Below are 14,486 nucleotides of genomic sequence, written 5' to 3'. Positions count from 1 at the left end.
CCGGTGCGTTCGGCGCACAACGCACGGTAACGCGCGTAGAAACCCGGCGTCCGAAGACGCCGGGTCCGTCATTCGGCGGGCTGGAGCCGGAACAGCGCCCACACGACCTTGCCGCTGAGGGTGCCCGCCAGCGGGTGCCAGCCCCAGCTGTCGCTGAAGGAGTCGACCAGGAAGAGCCCGCGGCCCGACTCCGCGGAGAAGTCGTCGGAGTCGCGGGGGGCGGGCGTCTCGTGGCTGGGGTCGCGCACCGCGCACACCAGCCGTCCGGTCCACCGCATCAGATGCAGCCGCACGGCCGGGCCGTGCGGCGCGACGAGGCAGTCGGTCTCGCCGGGCACCGCGTGCCGCAGGGCGTTGGTGACGAGCTCCGAGACGACGAGACAGACGTCGTCGAAGCGGTCGCCGACGTCCCACTGGCCGAGCATTCTCCGGGTGAACTGACGGGCTTCGCGCACCGCTTCGTAGCGGGCCGGCAGGGCACAGGAGGCGGCATTGGACACGGCCGCGGGATCAAGCGGCGGAAGGCCCTGCCGTAATGGCTTGAGCATGGTCGATCCATTCGTCCCCATGCGAGGCACTCCCGGGAATTCGCGGTCGTTGCGATGCAGCGGTGGCGCGAGACCATGGTTTCGGATGCGTACAGCAGATGCAAGGGCAGATGCACGTGCACGCGACCGAATTGGACCCTCCCGTACCGCTTGTTGGCCATTTTTTCCGCCAACTTGCTGCCCTTGGCTCACTACCTGCTTGCAACTTCCTGTGCTTAAACTTTGGCCGCTTTCCGTTTCCGTAACCGGACGAGTACTGCTCGAAGTGTTTTAGTGGCAGACTGCGGGCCCTGAAGACGGTTGGGGAGGCTGGCGAACGTGAGCGCGGGAGAGCCCGGATCGGTGGTGCGGCGCATGCTGCTCGGCTCGCAACTCAGGCGGCTGCGCGAGGCCCGGGGGATCACGCGCGAGGCCGCCGGGTACTCGATCCGCGCCTCCGAGTCGAAGATCAGCCGCATGGAGCTGGGCCGGGTGAGCTTCAAGACGAGGGACGTGGAAGACCTGCTGACGCTGTACGGCATCACCGACGAGGCCGAGCGCGAACAGCTCCTCTCCCTCGCCCGGGAGGCCAACGTCGCGGGCTGGTGGCACAGTTACTCCGACGTCCTGCCGACCTGGTTCCCCACCTATGTGGGCCTGGAGGGCGCGGCGCATCTGATCCGCGCCTATGAGGTGCAGTTCATCCACGGCCTGCTCCAGACCGAGGAGTACGCGCGTGCGGTGGTGCGGCGCGGTATGAAGGGAGCCAGCGAGGCCGACGTCGAACGGCGGGTCACGCTGCGTCTGGAGCGGCAGAAGTATCTGGTGGCCGAGAACGCACCCGACTTCCACATCGTCCTGGACGAGGCCGCCCTGCGCCGGCCCTACGGCGACCGTGAGGTGATGCGCGGTCAGCTCCAGCATCTGGTCGAGATGTCCGAACGGCCCAACGTGCGGCTCCAGATCATGCCGTTCAGCTTCGGCGGGCACTCCGGGGAGGGCGGCTCGTTCACCGTCCTGAGCTTCCCCGAGTCCGACCTGTCCGACGTGGTCTACCTGGAGCAGCTCACCAGCGCCCTCTACCTCGACAAGCGCGAGGACGTCGCCCAGTACGAGCTGGCGCTGAAGGAGCTCCAGCAGGACAGCCCGGGACCGGACGAGAGCCGGGACCTGCTGCGCGGGCTGCTGCAGCTGTCCTAGATATATCGATGCACCTGGGGATTCCCCTAGATCATCGAACTGGTGCCCCAACTGCCTTGTGACGCAAGTACGATGACGCGTGATCAGACCGTGATGTGGGTGTGGACCGGGTGTTCGCATCGACTGCCGTCGCAGCAGGGGATCGAGGGATCACATGTCGTCCTATTTCACCGACCTGGCCCAGCAGTACATCGACGGTGAGTGGCGCCCGGGGACCGGTTCCTGGGACATCATCGACTTCAACCCGTACGACGGTGAGAAGCTCGCGTCGATCACCATAGCCGCGGTCGACGAGATAGATCAGGCCTACCGAGCCGCCGCGCGCGCCCAGAAGCAGTGGGCCGCCATCAATCCCTACGCCCGCCGTGCCGTCTTCGAGAAGGCCCTGCGCCTCATCGAGGAGCGCGACGCGGAGATCACCGAGGCGATCATCGCCGAGCTCGGCGGCACCCGGCTGAAGGCCGCCTTCGAGCTGCACCTCGCCAAGGAGTTCCTGCGCGAGTCGATCCAGTGGTCGCTGCGCCCCGAGGGCCGGATCCTGCCCTCCCCGGTGGACGGCAAGGAGAACCGCGTCTACCGGGTCCCGGTCGGCGTGGTGGGCGTGATCAGCCCCTTCAACTTCCCCTTCCTGCTGTCGATCAAGTCGGTCGCCCCGGCGCTCGCGCTCGGCAACGGCGTGGTCCTCAAGCCGCACCAGAACACCCCGATCGTCGGTGGCACCCTGGTCGCGAAGATCTTCGAGGACGCGGGCCTGCCCGGTGGTCTGCTCAACGTCGTCGTCACCGACATCGCGGAGATCGGCGACGCCTTCATCGAGCACCCGATCCCGAAGGTCATCTCCTTCACCGGCTCCGACAAGGTCGGCCGGCACGTGGCCACCGTCTGTGCCTCGCTCTTCAAGCGCACGGTGCTCGAACTGGGCGGCAACAGCGCGGTCGTGGTGCTCGACGACGCCGACCTCGACTACGCGGTCGACGCGGCGGTCTTCAGCCGGTACGTCCACCAGGGCCAGGTCTGCATGGCCGCCAACCGCATCCTGGTCGACCGCTCGATCGCGGACGAGTTCACCGAGAAGTTCGTCGCCAAGGTGAAGACCCTCAAGGCCGGCGACCCGAACGACCCGCAGACCGTCATCGGCCCGCTGATCAACTCCCAGCAGGCGGAGTCGGTCTCGGCCACCGTCGAGCAGGCCGTCGCCGAAGGTGCCACCGCCCTGCTGCACGGCACGACCACCGACAACCTGGTCGAGCCCTCCGTCCTCACCGGCGTCCCGGCCGAATCCGACCTGCTCCGCCAGGAGGTCTTCGGCCCGGTCGCCTTCCTCATCCCGTTCGACGGCGAGGAGGAGGCCGTACGCATCGTCAACGACACCCCGTACGGCCTCAGCGGCGCGGTCCACACCGGGGACATCGAGCGGGGCGTGGCCTTCGCCAAGCAGATCGACACTGGGATGTTCCACGTCAACGACGGCACCGTGCACGACGAGCCGGTCGTCCCCTTCGGCGGCGAGAAGCACTCCGGGATCGGCCGCCTGAACGGCGAGACGACCGTGGAGTCCTTCACCACCCTGAAGTGGATCTCCGTCCAGCACGGCCGCAGCGGCTTCCCGTTCTAGCCCGCTGAAGGATCTCGGGCGCCCCGGGCCCTTTAGGACGCGATCTGTCCTAAAGGGCCCGTAGTTTCGGTCGGGTCAGGGCAACACGACCCGAGGAAAGGCGGCCGGCCATGGTCACTCACGTTCCCGCGGAAGCACAGGGCGACGAGCGCGGAGCACTGCTCTCCTTCATCGAGGAACAGCGCGGCGGCATCCGCCGGGCGCTGCTCGGCCTCACGGACGAGCAGGCGGCGAGCCGGCCGAGCGCGAGCGAGCTGTCCCTGGCGGGCCTGCTCAAGCACTGCGCCGAGGTCGAGCAGAGCTGGATCGCGCGCGCGAAGCAGGAACCGCCGGCGATGCAGCGCGACCAGTCCAACTGGCACGAGACCTTCCAACTGGTCGGCGACGAGACGGTGGCCTCCCAGCTCGCGTACTGGGAGCAGGTCGCCGCCGAGACCGAGAAGTTCATCCGCTCGGTCCCCAGCCTCGACGACACCGTCCCGCTCCCCGTGGCCCCCTGGTTCCCGGAGGGCAGCGTCTCCATGCGCTGGATCTGCCTCCACCTGATCCGCGAGACCGCCCGGCACGCGGGCCACGCCGACATCGTCCGCGAGTCCCTGGACGGGAAGACGGCCTTCGCACTGGTGGCGCTGGAACAGGGCGCCTGACCCGAACCCGCGGCGACGACAGCGCCCCGTCACGGCCCCTCCAGCGGACCGCTCAGTGGTGGAAGCCGGTGGCCGCCTCCTTGTCCCGGATCAACGGGTGCGGCTGCCGGCGCAGTTCCGGCAGCAACCGGCTCAGGTCCTCGACGAACAGGTCGGCCAGGTCCTTGGAGAAGCCGTTGCGGCACACCACCCGGAGCACCGACAGGTCCTCCCGGTTCGCCGGGAAGGTGTACGCCGGCACCAGCCAGCCGCCCTCGCGCAGCCGCCGGGAGACGTCGAAGACGTCGTACGACGTCACGTGGTCGGCGGTCGTGAAGGCGAACACGGGCAGCTCGTCGCCGCGGGTGAGCAGCCGGAAGTCGCCGAGCGCCTCGACGCGCGCGGCGAGCCCGGTCGCCACGTCCCGCGAGGCCTGCTGCACCGCGCGGTAGCCGTCCCGGCCGAGCCGCAGGAACGTGTAGTACTGCGCGACCACCTGGGCGCCGGGGCGGGAGAAGTTGAGGGCGAAGGTGGGCATGTCGCCGCCCAGGTAGTTGACCCGGAAGACCAGTTCCTCGGGCAGCGCCTCCTTGTCCCGCCACAGCGCCCAGCCGACGCCCGGGTATACCAGGCCGTACTTGTGCCCCGAGGTGTTGATCGACGCCACCCGCGGCAGCCGGAAGTCCCACACCAGGTCCTCGTCGAGGAAGGGTGCGACCATCCCGCCGGAGGCGCCGTCCACATGGACCGGGACGTCGGTCCCGGTGCGCTCCTGGAGGGCGTCCAGGGCCGCGCAGAGGTCGGCGACCGGCTCGTAGGACCCGTCGAAGGTGGAGCCGAGGATGGCGACGACCCCGATGGTGTTCTCGTCGCAGAGGTCGGCGGCGGCCTGCGGATCCAGGTGGTAGCGCTCGCCGTCCATGGGGACGAACCGCGGCTCCACCTCCCAGAAGTTGCAGAACTTCTCCCAGCAGACCTGGACGTTGATGCCCATGATGAGGTTCGGGCGGCCCGTCGGGGTGGGGTTCCGCCTGCTCCAGCGGCGCTTCAGCGCCATCCCGGCCAGCATGCAGGCCTCGCTGGAACCGGTCGTGGAACAGCCGATGGTGTTGGCCGGATCCGGCGCGTTCCACAGGTCGGCGAGCATCGCCACGCAGCGCCGCTCCAGTTCGGCGGTGCGCGGGTACTCGTCCTTGTCGATCATGTTCTTGTCGTTGCACTCCGCCATCAGGATCCCGGCCTGGGGCTCCATCCACGTGGTGACGAAAGTGGCCAGATTCAGACGGGCGTTGCCGTCCAGCATCAGCTCGTCGTGCACCAGCTGGTAGGCGGTGGAGGGCGGCAGCGGGCCGTCCGGCAGCCGGTGCGTGGGCGGGGCCTCGGCCATGCCGGCGACCGGGTTCGCCTCGCCGAAGAACGGGTTGACGGACATGGGTCGCTCTTGGTGCTTCTGGGGGCCTTTGTGGAGTGGCATGGAAGAGTGCCTCCTAGAGGAATTCACAAGGATCAGCGCAGGGCCGTACCGTCCGCCCGCAACTGCATTCTCGGCCGCCCGGTCACCAGGAGCCACGCGGGCAGCGACGCGATGCACAGCAACGCGGTGATGCTCGGCGAGGCCACCAGCACCGCGGCCGTGAACAGGCTCACCCAGCCCTGGCGGGTGACGGCCAGCAGCATGCCCAGCACGCCCGCCGCCACGCCCACCGAGGGCTGGACGGCGGACACCAGGGCGTGGGCGCACAGCCCGAAGGCGGCGCCGATGAAAACCGACGGGAAGATCCGGCCGCCGCGGAACCCGCAGGCGGCGGCCACCAGCAGCGCGGCCAGCTTGACGACCGTCATCACGGCGTACTGCCCGGCCGACCAGCCCGCCGGGTCCTTCGCCAGCTCCGCGACCTCGTCCAGCCCCTTGAAGAGCGTCAGCGGGCCGCCCAGCGCCCCCAGGAGGCCCAGCACGAGCCCGCCGGCCGGCAGGGCCACCATGGGGTGCCCGAGGCGCCGGAAGACGCCGTGGACGTACGGGAAGGCGCGGACGGCGCACATGCCGAGCAGTGCCGCCGCGGGGGCGACCACCAGGGCGGCCAGCAGATCGGGCCAGCGCGGCGCGCCCATGGCGGGCAGGCCGAGGTCCAGGGTCGGACGGGACACCAGGGCGGTGGTCATCGCACCCGCCCCAGCGGCCATCAGCGGCCCGAAGAGGTTGTCCCACAGGGCACCCTTCAACGGCTTCCCGGCCAGCGCCTCGGAGATCACCAGGGCCGCCGCCACCGGGGTGCCGAACAGCGCGCCGAGCGTCGCCGCGTCGGCCAGCGCGGGCCACAGCGAGCCCGGCAGCCGGGGCCTCGCGAGCCGGCCCAGCCACAGCGCGAGCCCGACGTTGACGGCGATGATCGGGTTCTCGGGGCCCAGGCTCGGCCCGCCCGCCAGCATCAGCGCGGTCGCCAGCACCAGCCCCGGCAGCACGGCCGGCGGCAGCGCCACCGCCTCCAGGCCCAGGGTGGCCGGATCGGGCCCCGCGTGTCCGGGCACCTTCCACACCACCAGCCCCACCGCGATCCCGGTGGCCGTGAGCATCACCAGAATCCACAGCACCGAGTACCGTCCGATGCCGAGCGCGTCCGGCAGGTCGGTCCACAGCACGTGCTGCAACCGCTCGGCCAGCGAGCTCACCAGCACGAACAGCAGGCTGCTGCCGACACCGACGACGAGCGCGGGCAGGATCAGCGGCAGCAGGGCACGCGCGGGGGCCGAGGGCGGGGTGGGAAGCGCCTGCTGCGCGGTGTCCTGGGCCACGGGCCCACGATAAGCGGGCAAAACCGACACAACATCCCGAAGGCTTCTGAAAACCTCCCTGCGGCACGGGCTTGCACCTCACGTGGCGTGAGGCCCCAGGCTGGAGCGCGGAAGGGAACGAGGAGGAGCCGACGTGAGCTACACCGTGGGACAGGTCGCCGGATTCGCCGGCGTCACCGTGCGCACGCTGCACCACTACGACGAGATCGGCCTCCTGGTGCCGGGCGAGCGCAGCGGCGCGGGCCACCGGCGCTACGGCGACGCCGACCTCGACCGGCTCCAGAAGATCCTGTTCTACCGGGAGCTCGGCTTCCCGCTCGACGAGGTCGCGGCCCTGCTCGACGGCGAGGCCACCGGACAGACGGATCCGCGCGCACATCTGCGCCGGCAGCACGAACTGCTGACCGCGCGGATCGGGAAGCTCCAGAAGATGGCCGCGGCCGTCGAACACGCCATGGAGGCACGCAGAATGGGCATCGACCTCACCCCCGAGGAACGCTTCGAGGTCTTCGGCGACAAGGACCCCGAGCAGTACGCCGAGGAGGCCGGGCAGCGCTGGGGCGGCACCGAGGCCTACGCCGAGTCGCAGCGCCGCGCGGCCCGCTACGGCAAGGCCGACTGGCAGCGCATGCAGGCCGAGGCCGACGACTGGGGCGGGCGTTACGCCGCCCTGGTGACCGCGGCCGAGCCGCCGGCCGGCGCACGGGCCATGGACATGGCCGAGGAACACCGGCGGCACATCTCGGCCTGGTTCTACGACTGCCCGCACGAGATGCACCGCTGCCTCGCCGTGATGTACGTCTCCGACGAGCGCTTCAAGGTTCACTACGACACGATGGCGCCGGGCCTCGCCGCCCACCTGAAGGAGGCGATCGAGGCGAACGCGGCCCGGCACGCGGTCTGACTAGACGGCCCTGTCGATGATCACGGCGGTCCCGTAGGCACACACCTCGGTCCCGACGTCCGCCGCCTCGGTCACGTCGAACCGGAAGGCCAGCACGGCGTTGGCACCACGCGCGCGTGCCTGCTCGATCAGCCGCTCCATGGCCTGGTTGCGGGTCTGGACGAGCGTCTTCGTCAGCCCTTTCAGCTCGCCGCCGATCATCGACTTCAGACCCGCGCCGATCTGGCTGCCGAGGTGCCGGGAGCGCACGGTCAGCCCGAAGACCTCGCCGACCACCTCCCGCACCCGGTACCCGGGAACGTCGTTCGTCGTGACGACCAGGACATCGGCCTGCGGTCCCTGACCGCCGCCGTACTCTTCGATACCCATGTCCACAGCCATTCCCCAGGCCGGGCACAGTCCACCCAGGTTCCACCGGTGGAACCTGGGGCGGACACATTACGTTGATAGCTTTGTGCGCCCGCACAAGGAACCCGACGTGCCTTCCCCCTTCAGGAGCCCGGAACCGTGATGACGATGGCCCTCGGCCCGAGCTGGCTCGATCCGAACAAACTTCTCGACTCGTTCGGCATCTGGGGCCTGCTCCTGGTCGTCTTCGCCGAGTCCGGCCTCCTGATCGGCTTCTTCCTCCCGGGCGACTCGCTCCTGTTCACCTGCGGCCTGCTGATCACCTCGCACCAGCTGGACTTCCCGCTGTGGGCCGCCATCGCCCTGATCTGCGTCGCCGCGATCCTGGGCGACCAGGCGGGCTACATGTTCGGCAAGAAGGTCGGCCCGTCGCTCTTCAACCGCCCGGACTCCCGCCTGTTCAAGCAGGAGAACATCGCCAAGGCGCACGAGTTCTTCGAGAAGCACGGCCCGAAGTCCCTGATCCTGGCCCGCTTCGTGCCGGTGATCCGTACGTTCACGCCGATCATCGCCGGCGTCAGCGGCATGGCCTACCGCTCGTTCCTGACGTTCAACGTCATCGGCGGCGTCCTGTGGGGCGCCGGCGTCACCCTGCTCGGCTCCTGGCTCGGCAAGATCGACGTGGTGAAGAACAACATCGAGGCGATCCTGATCCTGATCGTCCTCGTCTCGGTGGTCCCGATCATCATCGAGTTCCTGCGGGCCCGCGCGAAGGCCAGGAAGGAGCCCCGCCCGCAGCAGCCGGCCGCCCCGGTCATGGACGACGCGACGACCCAGCTCCGCCGCATCGAGCCGACGTACACCCCCCAGCAGCCCCAGCAGCAGTACGGCCGGCAGCCCCAGCAGCCCTACAGCCAGCAGCCGTACTACGACCAGGGCGGCTACAGCCAGCAGGGCTATGGCCAGAACGGCTACGGCCAGCAGCAGAACCCGTACACCGAGGACCACTACCAGGCGCCGTAAGCGGCGACGCCCTGTCTTCGTCTTCTGGGGGCGCGGGGAACCGCGCGACAAGCCACGACGCACCCACACCCGCCGACGCACCCGCACCGGCTCCTCCGTAGGCGCTCAGAACCCCCTGGTCCTCTTGGCGGCCCTGCGCTTCCCGGCCGACCCCACCCGCAGGGTCAGCCGGGAGATCTCCGAACCGAGATTGACCCCGATGGCGATCGCCATGGCCAGGGACGCCGCCTTGGCCAGCGAGACCAGTCCCCTGTCGACCTCGTTCTGGGCCATCGACAGCAGCCCGAAATAGGTCGCCGAACCCGGCAGCAGCGGCCCGATCGCCGCCGTCGTGTACGGCAGCGCGGACGCGAACCGGTACCGCGACAGCAACTGCCCGAACAGCCCCACGAGGCCTGCCGCGACGGCCGTGGAGGCGACCGGCGAGATCTCCCCGGCGTAGCGCATCGCGCCGTAGACCGACCACGCGACACCGCCGTTGAGGGTCACGGCCAGCACGGTGGACCGTTCCTGCTGGAGCAGGACGGCGAAGGTCAGCGACAGCACCATGGACGCGGCGATCTGCAGCAGCGGCCGCTGCGAGGTGCTGAGCGCCACGTCGGGATTGAGACTCCCGCCCAGCTTCACGCCGAAGTACAGGACCGTCAGCACCCCGATGACGATGCCGACGAAGAAGTACATGACCTCCAGCAGGCGCGCGGCGGCGGTGATGTAGAAGCCGGTGAGCCCGTCCTGGACGCCCGCGACCAGCGCCCGTCCGGGCAGCAGCGCGAACAGTCCACCGGTGACGACGGCGGACGCCGCGACATCGACGTGGGCGAGCGAGAAGGCGACCCCGATCGCGGCCGGCGGCATCGCGGCGATCATGAACTGGTAGAACTCCGGCAGCCCCCGCCCCGCGCACAGCCACGCCAGCCGGTCGCCGAGCATCGCGCCGACCGCGGCCGCCACGAACACCAGCAGGTCACCGCCGACCAGCACGGAGGCGGCCCCGGCGAGCAGCCCGCTCGCCGCGGTCAGCGCCCAGCCGGGGTACGGGTGCCGGTTGCGGCGGATCTCCGCGAGCCGCCGGTAGGCCTCCTCCAGGGAGACATGGGTCTCGGGGTCGGTGAGGTCGTCCACGAGCCGGAAGACGGCGGCCAGACGCGTGTAGTCGGTCCCGCGCCGCCGCACCGTCCGGGACGCCGTCACCGGGTCGTCGACGAGCGAGGGCTGGTACGAGATCGCCAGCAGCGTGAAGGTGACGCCCGGCTCGCAGCGGTCGAGACCGTACGACCGGCAGACCGCGAACATCGCGGCCTCCACGTCCTCCGCGCCCTCGCCGCCCGCCAGCAGCAACTCCCCGATGCGCAGGGTCAGGTCGAGCACACGCGGGACGGCGGGACCGCCCTCGTCGGCCTTCTGCACCGGCTCCGGCGCCGGCCGCTCGGCCACCGGCATGCGCAGCATCGTGCGCATCCGGTCCTGCCAGGGCGCGTCCTTGACGAGGCTGACCGCGGGGAACCCGGAGGCGGGCGTGAAGGCCGGCGGTGCCTCATGGGCGCTGTAGGTGCTCGGCGGGCTGAACGCGGACCGCTCCGGGTCGGCACTCGCGGGCGGCCGCGCCTCGAACCCCGCCGGCACGTCGAACTCGGACGTGGTCTCCGGCTCACCGCCACCGCCCTCGGGGGCCGCGACGCCCGCCGGCACCGCGAACTCGGACGTGAGCTCGGGGTCGTACCGCGCCTCGTCCCGCCCTGGCTTGCGGTCCTCCGCCTCCGTCACCGTCGTAACGCTCCCTGAACGACATCCTCACCTGAGCCTCAGTATGCGCATGACCGCACACCGGACACGAAAAACGGGCCCCACGCGTGCGTGCGGCCCGTTTCCCGGTTTCGGCCTGCCGGGGTGGTCTCAGTGACCGCCGGACTCCTTGAAGCGCTTGTACGACCGCTCGATCTCGACCTCGGCGTCGGTGCGGCCCACCCAGTTGGCACCCTCGACGGACTTGCCGGGCTCCAGGTCCTTGTAGACCTCGAAGAAGTGCTGGATCTCCAGGCGGTCGAACTCCGACACGTGGTGGATGTCGCGCAGGTGCTCCACGCGCGGGTCGGTCGCCGGGACGCACAGCAGCTTGTCGTCGCCGCCGGCCTCGTCCGTCATCCGGAACATGCCGATCGCGCGGCACTTGATGAGGCAGCCCGGGAAGGTGGGCTCGTCCAGGATGACCAGCGCGTCCAGCGGGTCGCCGTCCTCGCCGAGGGTGTTCTCGACGAAGCCGTAGTCGGTCGGGTAGGCGGTCGAGGTGAAGAGACGACGGTCCAGGCGGATCCGACCGGTCTCGTGGTCCACCTCGTACTTGTTCCGCGAACCCTTCGGGATCTCGATCGTGACGTCGAACTCCACCGGTGGCTCCTCCATGATCAACACATAGTTCTGATGGTTAAGTGTCCCCCACGCAGGTGTGTGATCGCGAAAGGGGCTGGTGGTCGTGCCAGAGCTGAGGCCTTGGCAGTCCGCGAAACCGCGTGTGCGGAAGATCGCGGGCGCCCTACGACCGCGGCTCACGCACCTCGCGACCGCCACGAAACCGCAGGTCGAGCGAGTGCGGCGGGCAGTGGGACCATGGCTCGCACGCGAACTCGCCCGCGTCACGCGCGCGACCGGACCCCGGCTGGCCACCCTGGTCCGCCCCCCTCGACCTCGGTCCCGGACCCTCAGGACCTGGCAGTACACCGCGGGCGCCGCCACGGCCGGGCTCGCCCTGGCCGCCGGTGTGGTGACCGCGGCGGGCCCCTGGGACGCCGACGGCCAGCGTACGGCCGAGCGGGACCGGGCCACCGCCCTGGAGCGGACGGGTGGCACAGATCACGGCTCCGGTGCGGACTCCGTCACAGCCGACGGCGGACCCACCCCCGCGCCCAGCGCCGGATCCGTCCTGACGGGCCTGGACGGCGCCACGAACACCGTGAAGTCGGCGCCCGCCGGGAAGTCCGCCGGAATCTCCGGAGCGGCCCTCACCGGCGTCCTGGGGCCCCTGCTGGACGCCCCGGCGCTCGGCAGCACCCGCACCGCCGCGGTCGTCGACGTGGCCAGCGGCAGGCGCCTGTACGGCTCCGGCGCCGACACGGCCCTCACCCCCGCCTCCACCACCAAGATCGCCACCGCGGTCGCCGCCCTCTCCGCCCTCGGCCCCGACCACCGCTTCACCACGCGCGTGGCGCTCGAACCCGGCACCAGGGAGGTCGTCCTGGTCGGCGGCGGCGACCCCACCCTGACCGCCCGCAAGGACGCGGCGGGCTGGGCGAGCCTGCGCACCCTCGCCACCGCGACGGCGAAGTCGCTGACCGCGCGGGGCATCAGAGAGGTCACCCTCTCGTACGACACCACGCTCTACTCCGGACCCGACCTGCACCCCGTCGGCGTCAACGAGAACCTCGCGCGCGTGAGTCCCCTGACGGCCGACGAGGGCCGCACCGACGACTCCGTCGAGGGGCCGGTGATCCGGGTGGGCGACCCGGCGGCCGACGCGGCACGGAAGTTCGCGGGCTTCCTGACGGCCGCCGGCATCAGGACCTCGGCGCCGGGCACCTCCAAGGCGAGCAGCCGGGCCGACACCCTGGCCACCGTCTCCTCGCCGCCGCTGTCCTCGGTCGTCGAGCGCATGCTGACCAACAGCGACAACGACATCGCCGAGGCCCTGGCCCGCCAGACCGCGCTGGCGAGCGGCAGGCCGGCCAGCTTCGCCGGGGGAGCGGCCGCGATCGACGCCCAACTCACCAAGCTGGGCCTGCCGATGACCGGCGCCTCCTTCCACGACGGCAGCGGCCTGAACCGCGACGACCGGCTGACGGCGAACCTCCTCACCGCCCTTCTCGTCAAGGCCGCCGACGCGGACCGGCCGGGCCTGCGCGCGGTCCTCACCGGCCTCCCCGTCGCCGGCTTCACGGGCACCCTCACCAACCGCTACACGGACGGTGCGGCCGGCGTCGTCCGGGCGAAGACCGGCACCCTGACCGGCGTCAACACCCTCGCGGGCACGGTCGTCGACAAGGACGGCCGCCTCCTGGTCTTCGCCTTCCTGACCTCGAACACGACCAACCCGGTGGAGGCCCAGGCGGCTCTGGACACAGCGGCGACGGCCCTGGCGGGCCTGTAACCACACCCTGAAAAGTGACCTCGCTCCGCCGATGCGAGCGCCCCCGACGCCGGCCCACCGAACAAGTCACGCCAACCTCACCAACCCGCACGGCCTGCCCCAAGTGGGAGCGCTAACGTACGGTTGACGCATGACGAGCATCGGTGGCGCTGCTTCATCTGGGATGGTCGACTGGAATCTCGCGGTGGCGACCGCGACCCGGCTCGTGCGGCCGGGCCCCGAGGTGAGCCGCGACGAGGCCCGGGACATCGTCGCGGAGCTGCGGCGGCACGCGAAGGCCTCGGAGGAACACGTCCGGGGCTTCACCCGTATGGGGACCGGCGATGTGCACGACACCCCCGTTCTGGTGGTGGACAGGCCCGGCTGGGTGAAGGCGAACGTCGCCGGGTTCCGGGAGCTCCTCAAGCCCCTGCTGGAAAAGATGCAGGAGCGGCGGGCGGGCACCCCCGGCGGCACGGTCCTCGGCGCGGTCGGCGGCAAGGTCACCGGCGTGGAGCTCGGCATGCTCCTGTCGTTCCTGTCGTCCCGGGTCCTCGGCCAGTACGAGACCTTCGCCCCTTCCTCCCGCGACCTCCCGGCGGACGAGAACGGCGGTGGCCGGCTGCTGCTCGTCGCCCCCAACATCGTCCACGTGGAGCGCGAACTCGACGTACAGCCCCACGACTTCCGCCTGTGGGTGTGCCTGCACGAGGAGACGCACCGCACCCAGTTCTCGGCGGTGCCCTGGCTGCGCGCCCATCTGGAGGGCGAGATCCAGTCGTTCCTCTCGGAGACCGACGTCGACCCGATGACCGTCCTCGAACGCGTCCGGGACGCCGCCCAGTCCCTCGCCGGCGGCCGCCCCGAGGCCGAGGAGGACGACGGCGGACGCTCGTTCGTCGAACTGGTGCAGACCCCCGCCCAGCGCGAGATCCTCGGCCGGCTCACCGCCGTCATGTCCCTCCTGGAGGGCCACGCCGACTTCGTCATGGACGGCGTCGGACCCGCGGTCGTACCGACCGTCGCCGAGATCCGCGAGAAGTTCCAGCAGCGGCGCGCCAAGGGCGCCTCCCGGCTGGACATGACCCTGCGCAGGCTGCTCGGTCTGGATGCCAAACTCCGTCAGTACCGGGACGGCGAACGCTTCGTGCGGGCCGTCGTCGAACAGGTCGGCATGGACGGCTTCAACCGGGTGTGGACCTCTCCGAACACATTGCCGACCAAGGCGGAGATCGCCAAACCGGCGGACTGGGTCGCGCGGGTGCACCGCAAGGCCGAGTCGTGAGCCAGCGGAGGTGCGGTGAGCCGAAACCGGCCGACGGCAGGCGAACGC

At 70.5% G+C, this 14,486-nt stretch carries 13 protein-coding genes; 7 read left to right on the top strand and 6 right to left on the bottom strand.

Features of this window, described 5'->3' with window-relative positions:
* Positions 1–68: 68 nt before the first annotated feature.
* A complete protein-coding gene (locus tag IEZ11_RS14650; protein ID WP_189263460.1) occupies positions 69–548 on the bottom strand; it encodes an ATP-binding protein in 480 nt (159 codons plus the stop codon).
* A gap of 342 nt (positions 549–890) precedes the next feature.
* On the opposite strand from IEZ11_RS14650, the gene IEZ11_RS14645 reads away from it, so the two are divergent.
* The 3 genes from IEZ11_RS14645 (at position 891) to IEZ11_RS14635 (ending at position 3,989) form a co-directional block, all read left to right on the top strand.
* Complete coding sequence (locus IEZ11_RS14645) at positions 891–1,727, top strand: helix-turn-helix domain-containing protein (protein ID WP_505996124.1); 837 nt, start codon at positions 891–893, stop codon at positions 1,725–1,727.
* 154 nt (positions 1,728–1,881) lie between these two features.
* Entirely contained in the window at positions 1,882–3,342 is a 1,461-nt protein-coding gene (locus IEZ11_RS14640) for an aldehyde dehydrogenase family protein (RefSeq protein WP_189263170.1), read from the top strand.
* 110 nt (positions 3,343–3,452) lie between these two features.
* Positions 3,453–3,989, top strand: coding sequence for a DinB family protein (locus IEZ11_RS14635; protein WP_189263169.1), 537 nt, complete (start codon positions 3,453–3,455; stop codon positions 3,987–3,989).
* Positions 3,990–4,041: 52 nt separating this feature from the next.
* Here IEZ11_RS14635 and gad read toward each other — a convergent pair whose 3' ends face one another.
* Both gad and IEZ11_RS14625 read right to left on the bottom strand, forming a co-directional pair.
* Positions 4,042–5,442 (bottom strand): glutamate decarboxylase, encoded by a 1,401-nt coding sequence (gad, locus tag IEZ11_RS14630; RefSeq protein WP_189263168.1) that lies wholly within the window; start codon positions 5,440–5,442, stop codon positions 4,042–4,044.
* Between the two features lie 32 nt (positions 5,443–5,474).
* Entirely contained in the window at positions 5,475–6,761 is a 1,287-nt protein-coding gene (locus IEZ11_RS14625) for an ion channel protein (protein WP_189263167.1), read from the bottom strand.
* A gap of 133 nt (positions 6,762–6,894) precedes the next feature.
* Between IEZ11_RS14625 and IEZ11_RS14620 the strand changes: the two genes are divergently transcribed.
* A complete protein-coding gene (locus tag IEZ11_RS14620) occupies positions 6,895–7,665 on the top strand; it encodes a MerR family transcriptional regulator (protein ID WP_189263166.1) in 771 nt (256 codons plus the stop codon).
* Here IEZ11_RS14620 and IEZ11_RS14615 read toward each other — a convergent pair whose 3' ends face one another.
* On the bottom strand, positions 7,666–8,034 hold the full coding sequence (locus IEZ11_RS14615) for a YbjQ family protein (protein WP_189263165.1): 369 nt from the start codon (positions 8,032–8,034) through the stop codon (positions 7,666–7,668). It abuts the gene before it with no gap.
* Between the two features lie 141 nt (positions 8,035–8,175).
* Between IEZ11_RS14615 and IEZ11_RS14610 the strand changes: the two genes are divergently transcribed.
* A complete protein-coding gene (locus tag IEZ11_RS14610; RefSeq protein WP_373294903.1) occupies positions 8,176–9,036 on the top strand; it encodes a DedA family protein in 861 nt (286 codons plus the stop codon).
* A gap of 105 nt (positions 9,037–9,141) precedes the next feature.
* On the opposite strand, the gene IEZ11_RS14605 is transcribed toward IEZ11_RS14610, so the two are convergent.
* Both IEZ11_RS14605 and IEZ11_RS14600 read right to left on the bottom strand, forming a co-directional pair.
* Positions 9,142–10,800 carry a threonine/serine exporter family protein gene (locus IEZ11_RS14605; protein ID WP_189263163.1) on the bottom strand — a complete coding sequence of 553 codons (1,659 nt, stop codon included), beginning with the start codon at positions 10,798–10,800 and terminating at the stop codon, positions 9,142–9,144.
* A gap of 129 nt (positions 10,801–10,929) precedes the next feature.
* Positions 10,930–11,421, bottom strand: a complete 492-nt coding sequence (locus IEZ11_RS14600) for an inorganic diphosphatase (RefSeq protein ID WP_089099927.1) — start codon at positions 11,419–11,421, stop codon at positions 10,930–10,932.
* A gap of 79 nt (positions 11,422–11,500) precedes the next feature.
* Between IEZ11_RS14600 and dacB the strand changes: the two genes are divergently transcribed.
* Together dacB and IEZ11_RS14590 are read left to right on the top strand one after the other, a co-directional pair.
* Complete coding sequence (gene dacB / locus IEZ11_RS14595) at positions 11,501–13,174, top strand: D-alanyl-D-alanine carboxypeptidase/D-alanyl-D-alanine endopeptidase (RefSeq protein ID WP_189263162.1); 1,674 nt, start codon at positions 11,501–11,503, stop codon at positions 13,172–13,174.
* A 130-nt stretch (positions 13,175–13,304) separates the two neighbouring features.
* A complete protein-coding gene (locus tag IEZ11_RS14590) occupies positions 13,305–14,438 on the top strand; it encodes an Rv3626c family coenzyme F420 biosynthesis-associated protein (RefSeq protein WP_189263161.1) in 1,134 nt (377 codons plus the stop codon).
* The last annotated feature ends 48 nt before the right edge of the window (positions 14,439–14,486 follow it).

It is taken from the genome of Streptomyces fuscichromogenes (genome assembly GCF_014645815.1).
Classification (GTDB): Bacteria; Actinomycetota; Actinomycetes; order Streptomycetales; family Streptomycetaceae; genus Streptomyces; species Streptomyces fuscichromogenes.
Note: the sequence above shows the minus strand (reverse complement) of the source record. Positions and strands in the feature narration are given on the sequence as shown.